General features: G+C 39.9%; 20 protein-coding genes. 4 read left to right on the top strand and 16 right to left on the bottom strand.

Features of this window, described 5'->3' with window-relative positions; genetic code table 11:
* The first annotated feature begins 25 nt into the window (after window positions 1-25).
* Entirely contained in the window at window positions 26-1,321 is a 1,296-nt protein-coding gene (locus DOK79_RS12550; RefSeq protein WP_206859623.1) for an ISL3 family transposase, read from the top strand.
* A 204-nt stretch (window positions 1,322-1,525) separates the two neighbouring features.
* Here DOK79_RS12550 and DOK79_RS12545 read toward each other — a convergent pair whose 3' ends face one another.
* The 7 genes from DOK79_RS12545 to DOK79_RS12515 all read right to left on the bottom strand — a co-directional run bounded on the left by DOK79_RS12545 (window position 1,526) and on the right by DOK79_RS12515 (window position 8,455).
* Window positions 1,526-1,960, bottom strand: a complete 435-nt coding sequence (locus DOK79_RS12545; protein ID WP_206858817.1) for a LapA family protein — start codon at window positions 1,958-1,960, stop codon at window positions 1,526-1,528.
* 9 nt (window positions 1,961-1,969) lie between these two features.
* The gene (locus DOK79_RS12540; protein WP_206858813.1) at window positions 1,970-2,758 is read right to left on the bottom strand and encodes an SDR family NAD(P)-dependent oxidoreductase; all 789 of its coding nucleotides are present in this window, start codon (window positions 2,756-2,758) and stop codon (window positions 1,970-1,972) included.
* Window positions 2,742-3,695: a ribonuclease Z gene (rnz, locus tag DOK79_RS12535; RefSeq protein WP_206858811.1), complete on the bottom strand. Its 954-nt coding sequence runs from the start codon at window positions 3,693-3,695 to the stop codon at window positions 2,742-2,744. Before rnz ends, DOK79_RS12540 begins: the two co-directional genes overlap by 17 nt.
* A 143-nt stretch (window positions 3,696-3,838) precedes the next feature.
* Window positions 3,839-4,426: a DUF1269 domain-containing protein gene (locus tag DOK79_RS12530; protein WP_206858810.1), complete on the bottom strand. Its 588-nt coding sequence runs from the start codon at window positions 4,424-4,426 to the stop codon at window positions 3,839-3,841.
* A gap of 276 nt (window positions 4,427-4,702) precedes the next feature.
* On the bottom strand, window positions 4,703-6,016 hold the full coding sequence (obgE, locus tag DOK79_RS12525; protein ID WP_034689254.1) for a GTPase ObgE: 1,314 nt from the start codon (window positions 6,014-6,016) through the stop codon (window positions 4,703-4,705).
* 240 nt (window positions 6,017-6,256) lie between these two features.
* Window positions 6,257-7,189 (bottom strand): alpha/beta hydrolase, encoded by a 933-nt coding sequence (locus tag DOK79_RS12520; protein WP_206858805.1) that lies wholly within the window; start codon window positions 7,187-7,189, stop codon window positions 6,257-6,259.
* 174 nt (window positions 7,190-7,363) lie between these two features.
* Window positions 7,364-8,455 carry a DUF871 domain-containing protein gene (locus DOK79_RS12515; RefSeq protein WP_206858804.1) on the bottom strand — a complete coding sequence of 364 codons (1,092 nt, stop codon included), beginning with the start codon at window positions 8,453-8,455 and terminating at the stop codon, window positions 7,364-7,366.
* 186 nt (window positions 8,456-8,641) lie between these two features.
* Here DOK79_RS12515 and DOK79_RS12510 point away from each other — a divergent pair, with 186 nt between their 5' ends.
* Entirely contained in the window at window positions 8,642-9,394 is a 753-nt protein-coding gene (locus tag DOK79_RS12510; RefSeq protein ID WP_206858803.1) for a peptidylprolyl isomerase, read from the top strand.
* 330 nt (window positions 9,395-9,724) lie between these two features.
* Here the strand turns inward: DOK79_RS12510 and fabZ are convergent, their stop codons facing one another.
* Window positions 9,725-10,165, bottom strand: coding sequence for a 3-hydroxyacyl-ACP dehydratase FabZ (fabZ, locus tag DOK79_RS12505; protein ID WP_010735583.1), 441 nt, complete (start codon window positions 10,163-10,165; stop codon window positions 9,725-9,727).
* A gap of 210 nt (window positions 10,166-10,375) precedes the next feature.
* On the opposite strand from fabZ, the gene fabI reads away from it, so the two are divergent.
* Window positions 10,376-11,131, top strand: a complete 756-nt coding sequence (fabI, locus tag DOK79_RS12500; RefSeq protein ID WP_206858802.1) for an enoyl-ACP reductase FabI — start codon at window positions 10,376-10,378, stop codon at window positions 11,129-11,131.
* Window positions 11,132-11,195: 64 nt separating this feature from the next.
* On the opposite strand, the gene DOK79_RS12495 is transcribed toward fabI, so the two are convergent.
* Window positions 11,196-12,209, bottom strand: coding sequence for a branched-chain amino acid aminotransferase (locus DOK79_RS12495; RefSeq protein ID WP_206858801.1), 1,014 nt, complete (start codon window positions 12,207-12,209; stop codon window positions 11,196-11,198).
* 177 nt (window positions 12,210-12,386) lie between these two features.
* Here DOK79_RS12495 and DOK79_RS12490 point away from each other — a divergent pair, with 177 nt between their 5' ends.
* A complete protein-coding gene (locus DOK79_RS12490; RefSeq protein ID WP_206858800.1) occupies window positions 12,387-13,304 on the top strand; it encodes a mechanosensitive ion channel family protein in 918 nt (305 codons plus the stop codon).
* 167 nt (window positions 13,305-13,471) lie between these two features.
* Here DOK79_RS12490 and cbpB read toward each other — a convergent pair whose 3' ends face one another.
* The 7 genes from cbpB to DOK79_RS12455 form a co-directional block, all read right to left on the bottom strand.
* On the bottom strand, window positions 13,472-13,972 hold the full coding sequence (gene cbpB, locus DOK79_RS12485) for a cyclic-di-AMP-binding protein CbpB (protein WP_206858799.1): 501 nt from the start codon (window positions 13,970-13,972) through the stop codon (window positions 13,472-13,474).
* 108 nt (window positions 13,973-14,080) lie between these two features.
* Complete coding sequence (locus DOK79_RS12480) at window positions 14,081-14,593, bottom strand: metallophosphoesterase (RefSeq protein WP_206858797.1); 513 nt, start codon at window positions 14,591-14,593, stop codon at window positions 14,081-14,083.
* On the bottom strand, window positions 14,594-15,946 hold the full coding sequence (gene rph, locus DOK79_RS12475; RefSeq protein WP_206858818.1) for a ribonuclease PH: 1,353 nt from the start codon (window positions 15,944-15,946) through the stop codon (window positions 14,594-14,596).
* Window positions 15,946-16,773: a glutamate racemase gene (gene racE / locus DOK79_RS12470; protein WP_206858796.1), complete on the bottom strand. Its 828-nt coding sequence runs from the start codon at window positions 16,771-16,773 to the stop codon at window positions 15,946-15,948. Before racE ends, rph begins: the two co-directional genes overlap by 1 nt.
* 220 nt (window positions 16,774-16,993) lie before the next feature.
* Complete coding sequence (locus DOK79_RS12465; RefSeq protein ID WP_206858794.1) at window positions 16,994-17,650, bottom strand: amino acid ABC transporter permease; 657 nt, start codon at window positions 17,648-17,650, stop codon at window positions 16,994-16,996.
* A gap of 14 nt (window positions 17,651-17,664) precedes the next feature.
* Window positions 17,665-18,312 (bottom strand): amino acid ABC transporter permease, encoded by a 648-nt coding sequence (locus tag DOK79_RS12460; RefSeq protein WP_206858793.1) that lies wholly within the window; start codon window positions 18,310-18,312, stop codon window positions 17,665-17,667.
* A 12-nt stretch (window positions 18,313-18,324) separates the two neighbouring features.
* Window positions 18,325-19,140, bottom strand: a complete 816-nt coding sequence (locus tag DOK79_RS12455; protein WP_206858791.1) for a transporter substrate-binding domain-containing protein — start codon at window positions 19,138-19,140, stop codon at window positions 18,325-18,327.
* Between the last annotated feature and the right edge of the window lie 2 nt (window positions 19,141-19,142).

Genomic DNA, 19,142 nt, shown 5'->3' with positions numbered 1-19,142 from the left:
AACAACTGAGAGGACGATATGCTCTATGGAAAATTCTATCAAAAAAATGCTCCGATTAACAGATAAATATTTAACCATCCAAGATGTTTCTTACGAAACGTTCCATCAAACCAATACTTTAGTTATTGACGCAGTGTTAGCTCCTCCTACTTCTGCTTGTTTGACTTGTGGCTCTGCCGTGAGAGATTCGAAGGGGAAAACGGTCATTGTCAAAAATGGCAAGAAAATGACCTGCATTCGTTTCGATCAATTCAACCATTTACCGCTAATCATGCGGCTGAAGAAACAACGTTATCACTGTAGAAACTGCCATACCCATTGGACAGCCCAAAGCTATTTTGTTCGGCCAAATCATTCGATTGCCGAGCATGTAAAAATGAAAATCATTGCTTTACTCACCGAAAAGGTCTCCTTATCTTTTATCGCAAAGCATTGCCAGGTGTCTATTCCAACGGTGACGCGTATTTTGAAGTCGTTAAAAACCTATTTACCAAAACAAGCCAAGCGCCACCTGCCCAAAGTATTGATGGTCGATGAATTTCGTTCCCATGTATCCTCAGAAGATAAGATGAGTTTTATTTGTGCCGATGGGGAAACCGGGCAATTAGTTGATATCTTACCCACTCGAAAATTGTCTCGGTTGACCACTTATTTCCAGACATGTGTGAATCCATCTGACGTCGACTATTTAGTTACTGATATGAATGCGGCGTATTTTCAACTAACAAAAAAAGTATTTCCTCATGCCAAACTGGTCATTGATCGTTTTCATGTGATCAAACACATGAATCAAGCGTTCCAAGATTTTCGTGTCCGTGAAATGAAACGCCTGATTGCTTCGGGCAATCGGACAATGCCAAGGAAATTAAAAAGCCATTGGCGCTTACTCACCAAAAATCGGAAGAATATCAACCACACAGAATATAAAACTTGGCGTAGCTTTCGTGCCCCAAAGTATCCTTACCTGACAGAAGCCATGGTGCTTGACCGTTTATTAAGTGCTTCAACTGCCTTGAAAGTCGCCTATCAAGCGTTCCATGAACTAGCGGATGCCTTTCGTGACAAAGACCACGAGTCATTTTTCACTCTCTTGCATCAGTTACCAGAAACATTAGATAAAGAATTTCGGCTAAAACTACAAAATCTTCTGAGCTATGAAGAAGGGATTCGTCATTCTTTGATTTATCCTTACTCTAATGGGAAAATTGAAGCAAAAAACACCCACATCAAAACACTCAAACGAGTGTCTTATGGCTTTAAATCATTTGAGAACATGCGCATCCGAATCTTTTTGACGAATCAAGTCATTCACGTCAAATAACGAAGAAAATCCGGAGAAGAAGTGTTCACTTCTTCTTCCGGATTTCACTTGATTGCACTCATCAGTCCTTATTGACAAAGAGCCCAAAAATAAGCCGTGAGAACCAAAATTTGACGATCAAATTTCGGGTCTCACGGCTTATTTCTCGGAGCTAAACATTTCTACGAAAGTGGTTCGCTTGCCTACTTTGGCAATCGCTCATGATCAATCAAAGTAATTGACACTTTGTCTTGGTGTTTGAGAAGGGGACTCAGATGGAGTTTTCATTTGTTCGATCTGTGCTTGCTTTGCTTGTAATTCTGCTTGATAGGCAGCTTCAAGCTCCGCACGTTCATTGCGAAATTCTCTTTTTTGTTCTTCTGTTGCCTCTTCGATTTTCTTTTGGATATCCGCTTGATTCTCTGCTAGTTCTTTTCTTAATTGTTTCAGTTGTTTCTTTTGTTGCCATAATGTTGTAAATGCTGTTAAAAAGATGATCAATGCACCGATCAACGCCGAACCGATGATCACTAAGATCAATGGGGCGTTAAAAGAAGCAAAACCAAAGCTTACAGGAACATTTTGATTATTCAATACAGCAAACACAACAATGACCAATACTAATAAAAAACCAACAATCACACTACCTTGCTTTTTCATTTACTTCACCTACTTTTTATTAAAAATTCCACCTGCAAAGTAATCTCCAATGGTTGGGAAAAGAGTATAAAATTTTGATGCGATCTCAAGTAATAATGGTTGGTTGATCTCACGTTTAGGATGCTTCATCGCTCGCACGATCGTTTGAGCTAATTTCCCTGAATCTAAAACGAGGTGTCCGACTTTTTCCAAGTAACTGCCACTTGGATCAGCTTTATCGAAAAATTCTGTTTCGATCGGTCCAGGATTAACAGTCGTAACAGCTACTCCTAATGGTTTCAACTCTAAGCGTAGCGCGTTAGAGAAACCTAAAACAGCAAATTTAGTCGCTGAATAGATCGTTGATTTGGCTGTCGCCATCTTTCCAGCCATAGACGCCACATTGATGATATGGCCTTCACGTCTTTCTGCCATATCGATCGCAAATTTTTGCGTCAAGACCATCATACCTAAGACATTCACCTCGAACATATCATAGGCTTTGCCTAAATCAAACGATAAAAAGTCTTCAAAAATACCGAATCCAGCATTATTGACTAAAATATCGACACGTCCGACCTCAGCCATCACTTTCGTATATAGTTCGTCGACGCTGTCAGGGTTGCTGACATCTAATTGGAACGCATAAGCTGGTTTTCCGCTCAATTCTTGACAAACTGCCTTCACTTCACCGATTTGTTGGATCCGTCTGGCACAAGTGACAACGATTGCCCCTTGTTTGGCTGCTTCATAACAGATTTGCGCACCTAAACCACCGGAGCCACCAGTGACTAAAACGACTTTATTTTCTAATTTCATCCTGTTTCTCCTCCTGAAATGGAACATCCACAATCTCAAAATCCTTCATGACTTTTGTATTTGGAAAGATTTCTTGTGCTTCTTGTTCAAGTTCTACTGTTGCTTTTCCTAAATATCTTGCACTGATATGAGTCAATAGTAACCTTTTTACATTCGCTTCTTTGGCCACTTCTGCGGCTTGATGAGTCGTTGAATGGAAATAATTATGCGCCATTCTTGCTTCATTTTTATTGAAGGTACTTTCGTGGACCAACACATCAGCATCTTTCGCTAACAAAACGGAATTCGTCGTTTTACGAGTATCACCTAAAATCGTCACGATCCGTCCTTTTTTATCGGGTCCGACAAAATCACGGCCGTTGATGACCTGTCCATTTTCTAATTGAACGGTCTCACCTTTTTTCAGCTTACCATAAATGGGACCAGCGGGAATGTTCAATTCCTTGAGTTTTTCAACTTGCAATTCGCCTTTATGATCATGCTCAACGACCCGATACCCATAACTATCGATGCCATGATTCAATTTTTTGGTATAAACAGAAAAATGGGCATCTTCAAAGATTGCCTGCTCTTCATTTAATTCGATAAAGACGAGTGGATAGCCTAGTTTCGTTTGAGAAATCGTCAATGCATTACGCACAAATGCTTCTGTACCTTTAGGGCCATAGATTTCTAAAGGTGTTTCACCACCTTGAAAAGAACGACTACTGATCAACCCTGGCAAACCAAAAATATGATCGCCATGAAGGTGAGTGATAAAGATTTTTTCTATTTTTCTTGGGCGGATGTTCGTTCGCAGGATCTGCATCTGTGTGCCTTCACCGCAATCAAACAACCAAATCTCATTTCGCTCGTCTAATAGTTTCAATGCGATGCTTGAGACATTGCGATGTTTTGCAGGAACGCCTGCACCTGTACCTAAAAATTCTAGTTCCATAATTTACCTGACTTTCTATTCATTCTTATTAATTTTAGGGGAAAATCAACTGACAATCAACCGAAAGTCGTAGGATATTTGTTCATAGAAAGATTTTCCCTGAACCAAAAGATTGAATAAATACTACTCTCGATGCTTTCTTCTTATTCAGAAGGTGTAGAATCCTCTGAGCCAGCGGTTGGCTTTTGATGTTTTTCATCCCAATTTTTCTGCGCTGTTTCTTTTGCATGTTTTTCAACTTCTGTTGCATCATGAACGTCTTGCTCTACTTCTTCATAATCCAAACGAGTGATTTCTCCACCTAATTCCATCATCACAAGTTGATTCAATGGTCGGTTATCCTCTTCTTCCGCAATTAATATCAGACCTGTTGCACCTTCACCGATCTTATTGCCCACAAAATCAAACACAGTTTGTGCATCTTTGATTTCTTTTGCGTCTTGGCTCGCACCAATCATCCCACCGGCAAACCAGCCTAACAAAATCCCTAATGGTCCGCCTAAAACACCTACTAACATTCCGATAAGGCCGCCTTTAGAAGATTTATTGTTTCCAGTAAAATCTAAAAAGTCTTCGATTTTAAATTGATGTGCCCCATTTGAAACATGGCTGATGACCGCCATTTGTTCGCCTTTGATTGCTCTTGTCATGTGAAGCTTTTTGATTTCAGAAAATGCTTGATAAGCTTGACTTTCCAACTCAAAATTTAATATGATCACTCGTTTGCTCATAGAGATCGCCTCTTTCTCATTTTCTTTTAGTGTACCTTGGAATAACCAAAAATAAAAGGGAAACCCTTCAAAAAATAACGCAGTATACAAAAAAAGGAGTATGACATCCGTCATCTCCTAAAATCGAATAAACAGTAAGCAAAAACCAACTCTTATGTGAGTAAGACAAAATCCGCAAAATATGGTGTATTTCTTTCTCCGATCTTGCCTTACTACCTAGAGTGGAATGTTTTCTTATGCTGTCTTTCATTGCAATCGTTATTGTCTAAAAAGAGCTTACTCTACAAATTCAAACTCAAATTCGCCAATGCGTACTAAATCGCCGTCTTTCGCTCCTCGGGCACGTAATGCTTCATCGACACCCATACCACGTAATTGACGTGCAAAACGCATAACTGTTTCATCATGGTCGAAGTTGGTCATTTGGAATAACTTCTCGATCTTCTCACCTGACAATACCCATGTTGCATCCGGCTCACGATCGATCGTAAATTCAGGACCTTCTGGGTTGAAGCCATAATGAACGGTTTCTTCCTCGATCTCTTCCTCATATAATGGGAATTCTGGTGTTACTTCTAATAGATCAGCTGTCGCATTCAGCAACGCATCTAATCCTTTACGAGTCACGCCAGAGATTGGGAATACTGGTATGTCGTCCGCAAATTCATCTTCTTTGTTTTTATTTAATTGCTCTTTGAACTTCACTAAGTTTTCTTCTGCATCTGGCATATCCATTTTATTGGCAACGATGATTTGTGGGCGTTCCAACAAGCGCAAGTTATGTGAAGACAATTCGTGGTTGATCGCCAAGTAATCTTCATAAGGGTCGCGGCCTTCCATGCCACTCATATCAATGACATGCAAAATCACGCGGGTACGCTCGATATGGCGTAAAAATTGTGTACCTAAGCCGACACCTTGAGAAGCGCCTTCGATCAAACCAGGAAGATCCGCCGCAGCAAAACTCCGTCCGTCACTTGTTGTGACCATCCCTAAATTGGGTACTAGTGTCGTAAAATGATACGCACCGATTTTTGGTCTGGCAGAAGAAATCACTGAAAGTAAGGTTGATTTTCCTACTGAAGGAAAGCCAACTAGACCTACGTCTGCTAAAACTTTTAATTCTAATTCGATTTTACGCTCTTGTCCCGGTTCTCCATTTTCTGCAATCTCTGGTGCAGGGTTTCTTGGAGAAGCAAAGCGGATATTTCCACGTCCGCCACGTCCACCTTTGGCAACTACTAACGTTTGGCCATCTTCAATCAGATCACCTAATAACGCACCTGTTTCGGCATCACGGACTGTTGTTCCTTGAGGCACTTTGACATACGTATCATCTGACCCACGTCCGTGCATCCCTTTACTCATACCATTTTCTCCTGGTTGAGCCTTAAAGTGACGGTTGAAACGGAAGTCCATCAACGTACGTAATCCTTCGTCAACGACTAAGATCACATCGCCGCCTTGACCACCATCGCCACCTGCAGGACCACCGTCAGGTACATATTTTTCTCTACGAAAGGCAACCATCCCGTCGCCGCCTTTACCAGCCTTCACGTCGATCGTTACTTGATCTAAAAACATGGACATATTTTCGTCCTCCTATTTCATTTATCTATTCTTACTATATGACTACCTGAATCTCCACAATAAACACAAGTCCTGTCTATTTTATCGGTGAATGGACCGTTTGTCCATCATTAAACTGAAAGTTTCACGGAAATTCCTGACTCTTTCTTTATTTTACTGCAAGAATGAATCAAGACAAAATAAAACGTTGTGACCAAACGTTTCAAAAAAGTTCTTTAAGAAACACTTTGGTCACAACCGCTATTTTACATATTTTTCTAAAAAACTGCTTACAGTTTGCTGATACTTCTCAGGATCAACCGAATATGCTTTGGCATGTTCTGCTCCTGGAACGACATATTTTTCTTTCGGTCCATTTGTCGCTTGATAAACTTTGTCTAACATTTCGTATGGAACGAATGTATCTGCATCGCCATGGATAAACAGCATTGGTAATTTATTTTTTTCTAGTTGTTTGATTGAATCAGCTTCTCCAAAGAAATAGCCTGCTCTGATTTTTGTCATCAGGCTAGTAACTTGGATCAATGGAAATGGCGGTAAACCAAACAGTTCATTCAGCTGATAGCTCAACTCTTCATTGACTGATGAATATCCGCAATCTTCGATGATCGCCTTAACATTTGCAGGCAGCGTTTCCCCACTAGTCATCATGACAGTTGCAGCCCCCATACTGATACCATAAAGGACGATCTCCTCCGATTGCCCATTTGTTTCGATCACTTGATCGATCCACTTCACGTAATCTTTACGTTCGTGCCAACCGAAACCGATATAATCTCCTTCGCTTTTCCCATGTCCACGCGCATCGGGTACTAATACATTGTAGCCAAGATCATGGAACATCTTCGCATAGTTTGCCATTGTTTCCGCATCCCCCATATACCCGTGAGCGACGATTGCTGTTTTGTGGCTGTATGAAGCGGGCAGATAAATTGCGGATAGCTCCAAACCATCTGCAGATGTCTGGTGCCACTCTTTACGATTTTCAGGGTTTGCAAACCACGATTGCGCCGCTGATTCTTCATTTGTTTTAGTTGTTCCTGGCGTATCGCCTTCCAAAAAATCTTTTTCTGAAGGAACAACAGCATAATTATAAAAATAATTTCCCGCAAAGACTAATACGACTGTTACGAGTAATGCTGCACCGATTAAAATCTTGATCCAAAGTTTCATTTTATACCTTCCTTGCTTTTACATTAACGTACTATCTGGAATTAGTATAAACAAAGAGTCCGTGTGATGCAATGTGGAATAAATAATAATTGTGATTGAAAAGAAGAGACCTGTTAAGCGATTGCGGCTTTACAGGTCTCTTTTGACTGACTATTTTAATCGTTCTAAACGTATTTATTTGCTTTCGATCAACTTGAAGTTTGACCATGGTTTTAAGAAATCAAGTAAGAACAACTCGTCATCTGAGATACGCCCCACTACATTCACTCGTCCATCATTCTTCATTTCTTTTAAAGCGATTTGCGTTTCGCCTTTGTATTGCCCGTAACCAACGTTATCGATCAATACATCCCCACGCGTCATATCTTTCGTGTTATGCGCTGGGAAAGGTTTGTCTTTGTAGTAGATACGTGTCATTGTTGAACGCAAGATATACTCTGAGCGGTCGCCACGATAACTATGAAGATTATCAAATAAACAAATGCGCTCGTCTTCTGTGATATCGTCTGCGACATCTACTTTCAATGTTGGATAGCTTGCAAAGAAGGCTTCTGACATCGCGCGCAACTCTTCTTCACTTGCGTAGGCATTCCCTACCGAAATATCATCGATCAAACCAGTTAACATCAAGTGTTTGACTTGTGTTGCGATTTCTAGATCGCGATGATCTTCTAATGAGCAAAGCCCGTCTTGTGTTGGCCATGGACCAAAATCCGCCGTTTGCGAATTGACGAAAGCCATTGTATTTAAATTATATTTACGGAATTTCTCCGAGCAAGCGACAAAATGATCGTATCCTAATCCAGAATAGCGATGAGGATAGAAGTTATGCGAACCTAACAAATTATCAGTATTTGGAGAATAGCTCATGATATTGTCTACATAATTCGTGCCAGAACTCATATTGATCTCGATTTTGATGTTATAAGGATTACGAGTCATTTTTGCTTCTTCTGCTCCAGTGAAACCAATATCAAGACGAATGCCATCAGCACCCATCTCCTCAAAGAAAGATAGATCATCATACGAGATTTCTAACTGTTCAAATAACGCCGGATTGATATCGACCATGACTTCCATCTCTAATTCATTAGCGTAATCAACTACTTTTTTAAATTCTGCCAGAACTTTTTCTTTGTCATCGGCAATTTGTAATAAACTTGTGAACACACGTTTGAATCCATATTTATGTGCTAAATCTAAATATTCTTTGTCCTTTTCAAATGTTGAACGTTCTGGATAAATTGAAATCCCTAATTTTCCCATGTAATGTTACCCTCCTGGATGTGCGTTTTTGTATCCACTTACATTATAACAAACCGCTTTCAAATGGTCTACACCTTTTAATGTTTATTAAATAATTTCGTTTATTATAAGAAAAAGTGTAGGTATTTATCTTATAATTTGCTATCATTAAAGATAACAACGAACAAAATCAGAAAGGAATTACTTATGAAACACAAAAAATTATTTTTAAGCATGAGTATGGCTGCAACGCTATTATTTGCAGCAGGTTGTACTTCGAATGGTTCAGATAACGCATCTTCAAGTACGAACGAAACAACAGAAAAAACAACAGAGACGAGCACTGTAGAAAGTATTGATCTAAATTCATTAGAATTACCTCAATTGAATACAGAAGTTGCTGATAACGAAGATCTAGTTGAAATGGTCACAAGTAAAGGAACGATCAAGATCAAATTGTTCCCAGAGCTTGCACCAAAAGCAGTAGAGAACTTTATGACTCACGCCAAAGATGGTTACTATGAAGGCGTTACTTTCCATCGTGTGATCCAAGACTTTATGATCCAAGGTGGCGACCCTGAAGGAAACGGTACTGGCGGAGAAAGTATTTGGGGAGAAGGCTTTGAAACAGAGATCTCAAACCAACTTTACAACATTCGCGGAGCTCTCTCAATGGCTCGTACACAAGATCCAAACAGTAACGGCAGTCAGTTCTTCATCGTCCAAAATTCAGATGATATGCATGATGGCCTATTAAAAGATGATTACCCACAAGCAATCATCGACGCTTATAAAGACGGTGGCTACCCTAGCTTAGATGGTGAATACACTGTCTTTGGGCAAGTAGTTGAAGGCATGGATGTCGTTGATGCGATTGCAGCTGTCGAAACAGATAGCTCAGACAAACCAACAGAAGATGTGAAGATTGAAAAAATCAATATCTTACAAGAAGCAAAATAGCAGTCGATTGTACGTTGACAGCTGAACTAAAAAAGAGATGCCTTAAAAGTAGATTACTTTTTGGGCGTCTCTTTTTTAGATTTCCCTGAATTTTCGAGATAAGACTATTTTTTATTTTTTTACGAAAAAAAGATTTATTATCATTTAAGTTTAAAAAAACTTAAACTTTTGTAGCAACCTTTAGAAAAGCGCAAAAAAGAATCATCCGCGAATAGAAACCTATCCGCAAGATGATTCTTTTTTTAAGGAAAATGATGGTCCACTTTCCTATCTTCATTTATTTTTTTCTTGAGGAAGCGATCTCTGCCTCCTTAAAGCGCAATACTGTCCTTAGGCTTGTTCGTTGACGATAAATGTAAACTCGCATTCACATACTTTTTTGTCATCGACAAAGGCTTCAGAAATAGCAGTCCCTACTGGACCTTTCATTTTGATGATCTCAAAATGACATTTCATCACATCACCAGGAACGACTTTTTGGCGGAATTTTGCTTTGTTGATCCCCCCGATATACGCACGTTTACCTAAGAACTCTTCTGATTTCAAGATCAAGATAGAGCCTGCTTGTGCAAGGGTTTCTAAGATCAAAGCCCCCGGCATGACAGGGTTGTCAGGAAAATGACCTTGGAAAAAATCTTCATTGATCGTTACATTTTTCGTTGCAATGATCTTCTTTCCAGAATCGATCGAATCAACGTAATCGATATAACAAATTGGATAACGGTTTGGAATAAGATCCATTACTTCCGTTGCTGATAGTGCGTATGACATAGTTTACTCCTTCTTTCAGGCAATTGCCGTAATCAATACTTTGATTATCAAAGTATCATATTCTTGATTATTTGGCAATCATTTTTTATTCATCAAAAAAATAGTTTGACAATCAAAGCATTTTACTTAATAATAAGAAATCAAGAAGTTATTTTTTTGCACTTATATTTTCGTCACACAAAACTTTTATTGAATCAAAGGAGTGTCTATATGTCTTTTTTAGAAGGAAAAAAAATCGTGATCATGGGCGTTGCGAATAAACGTAGTATTGCTTGGGGTTGTGCAGAAGCAATGATGCAACAAGGCGCGGAGATCATCTATACGTATCAAAATGAACGCATGAAGAAATCACTAGTCAAATTAGTCGGTGAAGATGCTTTCACAGTGGAATGCGATGTAGCAAGCGACGAGAGCATCGAAAAAGCAATGGATGCGATCGGTGAATATGCGGGCGAGATCCATGGCTTAGTCCACGCGATCGCCTATGCCAACAAAGAAGAGCTTTCAGGTAATGTGTCTGATATCTCTCGAGACGGCTATCAATTAGCGCAAGATATCAGCAGCTATTCTTTGATCGCTGTATCAAAATATGCACAAAAATACTTAGCACCTAACAGTGGGATCGTAAGTATGTCTTATCTTGGCTCACAACGAGCAATCCCTAACTACAACATGATGGGGATCGCAAAAGCATCACTAGAAGCAGCTATTCGCTACTTAGCTTCAGAATTTTCACCTAAAGGAATCCGTGTCAATGGAATTTCAGCTGGTGCGATCAAAACGTTAGCAGTAACTGGTGTGAAAGACTACCAAAAATTGATCGAACTATCTGAGTCACGTACACCTGATCAACAAGGAGTAACGATCGAAGAAGTCGGTAATACTTGTGCGTTCTTGATCAGCCCGTTATCAAGTGGGATCATCGGTGACATCATTTATGTCGATAAAGGTGTTCACTTGTCTTAATCAACGAACAAAAAATCAGCCCTCTATGATGAGAGCTGATTTTTTTATTGTATAAATCAAGTTGTTATTCAACCACTTCGATCCAACCTTCTGGTGCTTCGATATCACCGAACTGGATACCTGTCAATTCGTCATACAAGCGTTTAGTTACAGGTCCTACTTCTGTCTCGCTATAAAAGACATGTAAGTTGTTCTTATAATAGATTCCACCGATCGGCGAAATCACCGCTGCCGTGCCACACGCGCCAGCTTCAGAAAACTGATCGAGTTGATCGACATAGATGTCCCCTTCCACTGCTTTTAAGCCTAAACGTTCTTCAGCGATCTGTAACAAAGAATACTTCGTGATACTTGGTAAAATCGAAGGCGATTGTGGTGTGATAAACTGGTTATCTTTCGTAATACCAAAGAAATTCGCTGCCCCCACTTCTTCGATTTTTGTGTGAGTGGCTGGATCAAGGTAGACACAATCCGAATAGTTCAATTCCTTCGCTTCTGTTCCAGGCAATAGACTCGCTGCGTAGTTTCCTCCGACTTTCGCAGCGCCGGTTCCGTTAGGTGCTGCTCGATCATACTCAGATACAATAAAGTTCGTTGGTTTTAAGCCACCTTTGAAATAGGCACCAACTGGCGTACAGAAAACGACAAACAGATACTCAGGTGCTGGATGAACACCGATGTTTTCTCCTACACCGATCAAAAATGGACGTAGATACAAGGTTGCTCCAGAACCATACGGAGGAACAAATGCTTCATTTGCTTTTACGACTTCTTTCACTGCATCAATAAACATATTTTCTGGAACCATTGGCATCAATAAACGTCTCGCACTTTGATTCAAGCGACGACTATTTTGCTCTGGACGGAATAAATTGACTTTCCCATCTTTTCTGCGGTAAGCTTTTAATCCTTCAAAACACTGTTGACCATAATGAAGCGCAGGTGAGCCTTCATGAAGAGATAAATGATTATCCTCAGTCAGTTCGCCTTTTTCCCATTCTCCATCCTTCCATTTGGCAACAAAGCGCCAAGGTGTTTTGATGTAAGAAAATCCTAAGTTATCCCAATCTATTTGCATGTTCATACCACCAATCGTCAGTTTTGAAATATTTTAGCACTATCTCTCTCATTTGTCATCGTTTATTTTACTCCGTTGTTATTGCAAGTGTTCCTATGGACTTATGTAATGATTTATTTTGATTTTTGCGCTGTTCTTGTTACAATACAAAAAAGAAGATTTAGAAAAGGGGATTTTATGTTTTCATTCATTGCTACAGCAGAAACAACCAGCTCAACCGGAGAAACCTTGACAGATCAAGCAGTTAATCAAGTCAATGCTTTCCAACGGTTTTGGAATGATATTGATTGGGATGGCATCTTTTCTACGATGATCCAAAAAGGATTATATCTGATTTTTTTGGTTCTCCTATTTGGTCTTATCAATCGCATCGGTAAATACTTGATCGATAAGTCTTTTAAACAGTATTCAAAAAAAGCCGTCCTTAACGGCAGCCGTTTAAAGACATTACAAAGTCTTTTAAATACCATCTTCAATTATACGATTGGTTTCTTCTTTATTTACGCGATTCTTTCCGTCATCGGTGTGCCGATTGGTTCATTGTTAGCCGGTGCAGGGATTGCAGGTGTCGCGATTGGTTTAGGTGCACAAGGGTTTATGAGTGATGTGATCACTGGCTTCTTTATCATCATGGAACAACAAATGGACGTTGGCGATTACGTCAAGTTAACGAATTTGACCATTGAAGGAACAGTTGTATCAGTTGGTATCCGTACCTTGCAATTAAAAGGTGTCGATGGCACAGTCCACTTTATCCCAAACCGTAGCATCACAACGATCAGTAACCTTTCTCGTTCGAATATGCAAGTCGTTCTTGATATCCGTATCGTTCCAGAAGAAGGTTATGATAAGATCTATGAGATCATTCAAAAAGTCAATGAAACATTAGCTGTGAAATACGAAGAGGAATTACAAACAGAGCCAACGATTTTTGGTCTTGTCGATATCGGAAACAGTAACTTTGCGATCCGTACGATTTGTTACGTCTTGAACGGTAAGCAATTTGAGCTAAAAGAAGAATTTTTAAGTTCTTACGTCAAAGAACTGACAGCTGCTGGTTACAGCATTCCGAATACACCGATCGTGTTGAAATAGTTTTTATATCATTTTTGAAATAAAGATATATTAAAAAAAATAGTACCACTGTATTATTTGATCAGCTCCATCCATCTTTAAAAACCAAGCAACCTCCAAAATGATCATAAAGATCTAGCTTTTGGAGGTTGCTTAGTTTTTATTTAGTTAGTAAAATCGACTACTCTTTAACTAACAATATCGATTCTTTCTCTCAATTCATCTATTTTAGGTGACACGATATTTTGACGTTCTAATTCGTGTACCATATAATTGACTGCTTTCAATAATTCTTTTCGTGTGATGATTCCTTTGAAAACTTTATCCTCAGTGACAACTGGTAAGAATGACGCATCAACCAATAGATGAAGTACTTCTTCTAGGTCCCAATGCTCATCGATCGTTGGTACATCTGTTTCCATCACGTCAGCTACCGTCAAACCTTCTAATGGCTCCATACTGATTGTTTGCAAATCCATCATTTTGTTGACGACGTTCGACAGGCTGACTAAGCCGACAAAGCGATCATCTTTTCCTAAAACAGGGATTTTGGTATATCCCACTTTCGATAAAACTAATAATCCATGTGATAACGGATGTTGATACATAACATTTGCCACGTTTTCTGCTGGAACCAAAAAGGTCTCTTGATTTTGCAGTAATAATTCTCTTACGATTGGTCCAATCATTACACATTGGCCTCCATTTCAATTTCTTTCAACATCTCTATTTTACCGAAAACGGATGCAAAATCCAGACAAACATTTCTATTTTTAGCAAAAATTAGAGTTTGTTTCTCAACGTTTATACTCAAACGCCATGTTATCGATCTTTTGGTGTGATCGATTATAATATTGTACTGCAATTTTGTCTTTCGTACTATCGATCAGTGCATACGCAGGAATTTGGATCATGCCTCGCGGTTGAGAAATACTTCCCGGATTCAAGAACAAGACCCCTTGTTCAAATTCACAACCTAATTGATGCGTATGACCAAAAAGAGCGATCGTTGCTTGTTGTTCTTTTGCTTCAAGCGCTAACTGTGTCAGACCAAAGCGGACATTTGATAAATGTCCGTGTGTCATATATACGCGGTCGAGCCCTGTATCGACTACTCGTTTCGTTTCAAAATCGGTACCAAAATCACAATTTCCTTGAACGCCGATATAAGTTTCCCAAACTTCATCTTTTGCGTCAAGTTCTGAATCCCCGCAATGAAAGAAATAATCGACTTCATTTTGATAACGGGTAAGCAGTTCTTGCACGATTGCTCGATCCCCGTGATTGTCACTAACTACTAAATAACGCATCTACTCCACTCCTTCCAACCATGCTTGCCATTCTTGACTTAGTTTTGCCATTGCTAACCCTCGGTGACTATGCTCATTTTTTTCTTCACTTGAGATCTCTGCGGCTGTTTTATCGTAGCCGTCTGGAATGAATAATGGATCGTAACCAAAGCCATTTTCACCTTTAGGGATTCGCCCGATTCGACCAGGCCAGTCTGCTTCTACTACTAGACTTTCTTTGTCTGGCGCCGCAAAGACTAATGTACAGTGGAATTGTGCGGTGCGTTCTTCATCAGGTACATCTGTTAGCTCAAAAAGTAATTTCGCGTTATTGCCGGCATCACTTTTATGTTCCCCGGCAAAACGCGCAGAATAAACTCCTGGTCTGCCGCCTAAGGCATCGACTTTTAAGCCAGAGTCATCCGCCAGCACTGGCTGATTCAATACTCGTGCAATCGTTTCTGCTTTCAAACGCGCATTTTCTTCAAATGTCGTGCCTGTCTCTTCGACATCTGGTATCTCAGGATAGTCAAATAATGTTTTGACTGTATACCCTTCTTTTGCAAATAACGTGCGGAATTCTTCTGCCTTACCTGCGTTTCGAGTGGCAATGACGATCGTTTTCTCTTGTTGTACCTCCGTCGCCTCGGCAAATTCACTCAATAAAACATTTTTTTGTTCTAATATCAAGGATTCGATAGCTGTTTTTCCGTACACAAGCATTTCATTCAACTGTTCGCCATCAAAGGTTGCTTCTTCCCCAGTTCCTTGGATCTCTACAAATCTACCTGATTCAGTCATCACTAAGTTCATATCGACTGCTGCCGCAACATCTTCGTGATAATCTAAATCAGTGACACATGTCCCGTCTGCTAAAATACCGACGCTGATTGCAGCTAAATGTTCTTTGATTGGATCATTTGGCAACACTTTTGCTTGCAATAACTTCTCGATCGCTAATCTTAAAGCTACAAATGCACCTGTTATACTTGCTGTTCGGGTTCCACCATCTGCTTGGATCACATCACAATCAACGATGATACTCCGTTCACCCAATTTTTCTAAATCGACGACTGCCCGCAAGGAACGGCCGATCAGGCGTTGGATCTCCATCGTACGGCCACTTAGTTTTCCTTTACTGCTTTCACGACGATTTCTCGTGTTCGTTGCTCGTGGTAACATGCTGTATTCTGCTGTAACCCAGCCTTTGCCACTTCCTTTTAAAAAAGGTGGTACGGAATCTTCGATGGTTGCTGCACATATCACTTTTGTTTCGCCAAAGCTGATCAACACCGAACCTTCCGGATGTTTCAGCACGTTCGTTTCAATGGTGATTTCTCGTAAGTCTTGGACATTCCTTCCGTCGTGACGCATCATTGCACTTTCCCTCCTAAGTCGATCGATTCAACGATCAGTTCTTTTAATCCCAACCAATCTTGGGCAATCTCATGGAACATTTTAGCTGAGCCTGTTGTATAAAACCGGCATAACGTGCGACCATTTTTTGGTGAATTACTGATTTCAAAATAATCAAGCAACATGGACACCTCACCGATCGTTTCAGCACCTGAGTCGATCAGGGTGACTTTATCCCCCATGACATTTTGGATGATGGGGCGAAGTAACGGATAATGTGTACAGCCTAAAATCAATGTATCGATTCCTCTTAACTCTAACGGAGCCAATGTTTGAGCGACGATTTTTTTGGCGACTGATGAACGATATTCTTTGCTTTCGACAACAGAAACAAATTTTGGACAGGCTAAGCTCGTGACTTTTAGGTCAGGTGCTTTGTCCAACAAGGCTGTTTCATAGGCTGCGCTTTTGACTGTACCGAGCGTGCCGATCACACCGACTCGCTGATTTTTTGTTTGTTTTACTGCGGCTCTCGTCCCTGGCAAAATGACACCGATCACCGGGATCGATAGAGTTGCTTTGATTTCTTCTAAGGCCACGGCTGTTGCCGTGTTACAGGCAATCACGAGCATCTTGATGCCTTTTTCAACTAAATAATTCGTCATTTCCCATGTATAGGCGATCACTTGCTCTGCTGGTCTTGGACCATATGGACAACGTGCTGTGTCGCCAACGTATAATATGTTTTCATTCGGTAATTGCTTCAGTGCTTCTTTGACGACCGTTAGACCACCAACTCCTGAATCAATAAAACCGATCGGACGTTTATCTGTCAATCGAATCATCCTTTTTCAAAAAATTCTATCTTCTATATTGTGGACTTTTTGTGGTGATTTATCAAGTACTATCACCTTCTTTCCACGTCTTTTCCGACAATTCATTCGAACGTTTGCCCTGGAAAAATTTGTTTACTAACTCAAGAAGGAATCCACAAAAAATTTGAAGACCAAATTTCGTGGATTCCCTCTTACGAAGCGTTCACTATTCGATTTTTATGCTTTCCTGTTAATAACTGTACTTTCTTCTTTCCAAATATGAGGATAGTAGAGAAAGTGCGTAACATACGACAAAATACATGAAAGTCATCATTACGAACATCGGTAAGACGTAATTGGTATTTTGACCATAGACGATACGTGCTTGGTGCGTCAACTCTGGTAAAGAAATGATCACTGCTAACGATGTATCCTTGATCAATGAGATCAATTGACTCACAATGGCAGGGATCATCGACTTGAATGCTTGAGGTAAGATGATGGTCCGCATCGTCTCTACATAAGTAAGTCCTGTAGAGAGACCGGCTTCCATTTGCCCTTTAGGCAAAGCATTCAGACCGGCACGGAAAATCTCTGATAACATTGCAGATTCAAAAATAGTCAATGCCGCAACCGCGGACCAAAAAATATTCATTTGGATACCAATTTGCGGTAAAGCAAAATAGGTGAAAAAGATAATAAGCAATAAAGGCAGATTACGAATGATATCGATGATCAGACCTAGTATTTTTGATAAATACGGAATACTCGCGAAACGAAGAACACCTGTCAATCCACCGATCAGAAAACTGAAGATAATTGAGAATAACGAAACTTCGATCGTTACTTTTAAGCCTTCTAACAAAAAGCGAATATTCATCCATGAAAATGCACCACTAAAATCCATTGAGATTCTCCTTTCTATGAACGAACTGCCCATTTTTTCTCAAGATAAACCATCAAGTAAGACAATGGTAAGGTAATGATCAAATAAAACAACCCGACAATGATATACGTGTCAAAAGTGTTGAACGTTTCACTAGCGATCAAATCGCCTTGATACATTAGATCCAATCCAGCAACGATAGCTAAAATCGATGAATTTTTGACTAAATTGATGAATTGATTGCCTAATGGCGGGATCACGATTTTAAATGCTTGCGGCAACACGATGTAACGCATGGTTTCTGAGTACGTAAATCCTGAAGAAAGCCCTGCTTCCATCTGTCCTTTTGGCACGGTTTGGATTCCCGAACGAACCGTTTCTGCAATAAATGCTGAAGTATAGATCGTAAGACCAATCGTCCCTGCCTGAAATCCGTCAAAACTGATCCAGTAAAGCGGTAATACAACATAGAAGAACATCACGATGATCAGTAATGGGATATTTCTAAAAAACTCAACATAGGCTTTCGCAAAGCCTCTTATCCAACGATTGTGTGACAATTGAAAAATCGCCATCAACGTTCCGATGATCAAACTGAATAAAAGCGCCAAGACACTTGATAGGATCGTTACTTTGAATCCATCAAGGAAGGCTGGCCCATAAGTTTGTATCAAATCACTCATTGTATTCCCTCCTTAATCAATTTTTCCCTGAGTCGTATCTGGGAACCATTTTTCATAAATCTTATCATACGTACCGTCTTCAACCATTTCTTCTAATGCTTGATTGACGGCATTCAAAAAGTCTTCTTGTCCTTTATTGATGGCGATCCCATAAGGTTCTTCTGTAAAAGTCCCACCTGCTAATTCATAGTCAGGATTTTCTGCTGCCATCCCAAGTAAAATTGCATTATCCGTCGTCATGGCATCGCCTTGACCAGATTGTAAAGCAGTAAATGCTTCTGCATAGTTCTCTAATTCCAAGATTTGAGCATCCGGCGCATGTTTTCTGATATTTACGGCTGAAGTTGATCCTTTTACTGCTAGAATGGTCGTTTCGGCATTTAAGTCCTCTACGCTTTTGATCGGGCTTCCTTTTTTCACTAACAATGATTGCCCCGCATCAAAATAGACGGATGAGAAATCAACTTGCTTTTTACGTTCTTCAGTAATCGTCATCGTTGCGATGATGGCGTCGATATTTCCATTTTTCAATAATGGGATTCTTGTTTTTGAAGTAACTTCGACAAAGGATGCTTTTCCGTCATCACCTAAGATTTTTTTCGTGATTGCTTTGGCGATATCGATATCAAATCCTTGGACTGTTCGGCTTTCGATATCCATCATGCCGAACAAACGAGTATCATACTTGACGCCCCAAACGATCTCATTCGTTTCTTTACTGCGAGTCAAGATATCTTTTTCTGCTAAGCTACTGCCTTTACAGCCACTTAACACTAGAAATACTAGTCCAAAAAGAAAGAATAAACGAGTGAATGTTGTCTTTCGCATAT

This window comes from Enterococcus sp. DIV1094, from assembly GCF_017316305.2.
In the GTDB taxonomy this organism is placed as follows: domain Bacteria; phylum Bacillota; class Bacilli; order Lactobacillales; family Enterococcaceae; genus Enterococcus_B; species Enterococcus_B mangumiae.
Note: the sequence above shows the minus strand (reverse complement) of the source record. Positions and strands in the feature narration are given on the sequence as shown.

Bases quoted from the DNA above. Each gene is read 5' to 3' on its own strand.
- rnz (WP_206858811.1), bottom strand. From the start codon at position 3,695: ATGGAACTAGAATTTTTAGGTACAGGTGCAGGCGTTCCTGCAAAACAT.
- fabZ (WP_010735583.1), bottom strand. From the start codon at position 10,165: ATGTCATACGCACTATCAGCAACGGAAGTAATGGATCTTATTCCAAAC.
- DOK79_RS12550 (WP_206859623.1), top strand. From the start codon at position 26: ATGGAAAATTCTATCAAAAAAATGCTCCGATTAACAGATAAATATTTA.
- DOK79_RS12520 (WP_206858805.1), bottom strand. From the start codon at position 7,189: ATGAAACTTTGGATCAAGATTTTAATCGGTGCAGCATTACTCGTAACA.
- DOK79_RS12495 (WP_206858801.1), bottom strand. From the start codon at position 12,209: ATGCAAATAGATTGGGATAACTTAGGATTTTCTTACATCAAAACACCT.
- cbpB (WP_206858799.1), bottom strand. From the start codon at position 13,972: ATGATTGGACCAATCGTAAGAGAATTATTACTGCAAAATCAAGAGACC.
- DOK79_RS12460 (WP_206858793.1), bottom strand. From the start codon at position 18,312: ATGAGTGATTTGATACAAACTTATGGGCCAGCCTTCCTTGATGGATTC.
- DOK79_RS12530 (WP_206858810.1), bottom strand. From the start codon at position 4,426: ATGAGCAAACGAGTGATCATATTAAATTTTGAGTTGGAAAGTCAAGCT.
- DOK79_RS12455 (WP_206858791.1), bottom strand. From the start codon at position 19,140: ATGCGAAAGACAACATTCACTCGTTTATTCTTTCTTTTTGGACTAGTA.
- DOK79_RS12510 (WP_206858803.1), top strand. From the start codon at position 8,642: ATGAAACACAAAAAATTATTTTTAAGCATGAGTATGGCTGCAACGCTA.
- DOK79_RS12490 (WP_206858800.1), top strand. From the start codon at position 12,387: ATGTTTTCATTCATTGCTACAGCAGAAACAACCAGCTCAACCGGAGAA.
- rph (WP_206858818.1), bottom strand. From the start codon at position 15,946: ATGCGTCACGACGGAAGGAATGTCCAAGACTTACGAGAAATCACCATT.
- DOK79_RS12465 (WP_206858794.1), bottom strand. From the start codon at position 17,650: ATGGATTTTAGTGGTGCATTTTCATGGATGAATATTCGCTTTTTGTTA.
- DOK79_RS12540 (WP_206858813.1), bottom strand. From the start codon at position 2,758: ATGAAATTAGAAAATAAAGTCGTTTTAGTCACTGGTGGCTCCGGTGGT.
- fabI (WP_206858802.1), top strand. From the start codon at position 10,376: ATGTCTTTTTTAGAAGGAAAAAAAATCGTGATCATGGGCGTTGCGAAT.
- DOK79_RS12480 (WP_206858797.1), bottom strand. From the start codon at position 14,593: ATGCGTTATTTAGTAGTTAGTGACAATCACGGGGATCGAGCAATCGTG.
- DOK79_RS12515 (WP_206858804.1), bottom strand. From the start codon at position 8,455: ATGGGAAAATTAGGGATTTCAATTTATCCAGAACGTTCAACATTTGAA.
- racE (WP_206858796.1), bottom strand. From the start codon at position 16,773: ATGATTCGATTGACAGATAAACGTCCGATCGGTTTTATTGATTCAGGA.
- obgE (WP_034689254.1), bottom strand. From the start codon at position 6,016: ATGTCCATGTTTTTAGATCAAGTAACGATCGACGTGAAGGCTGGTAAA.
- DOK79_RS12545 (WP_206858817.1), bottom strand. From the start codon at position 1,960: ATGAAAAAGCAAGGTAGTGTGATTGTTGGTTTTTTATTAGTATTGGTC.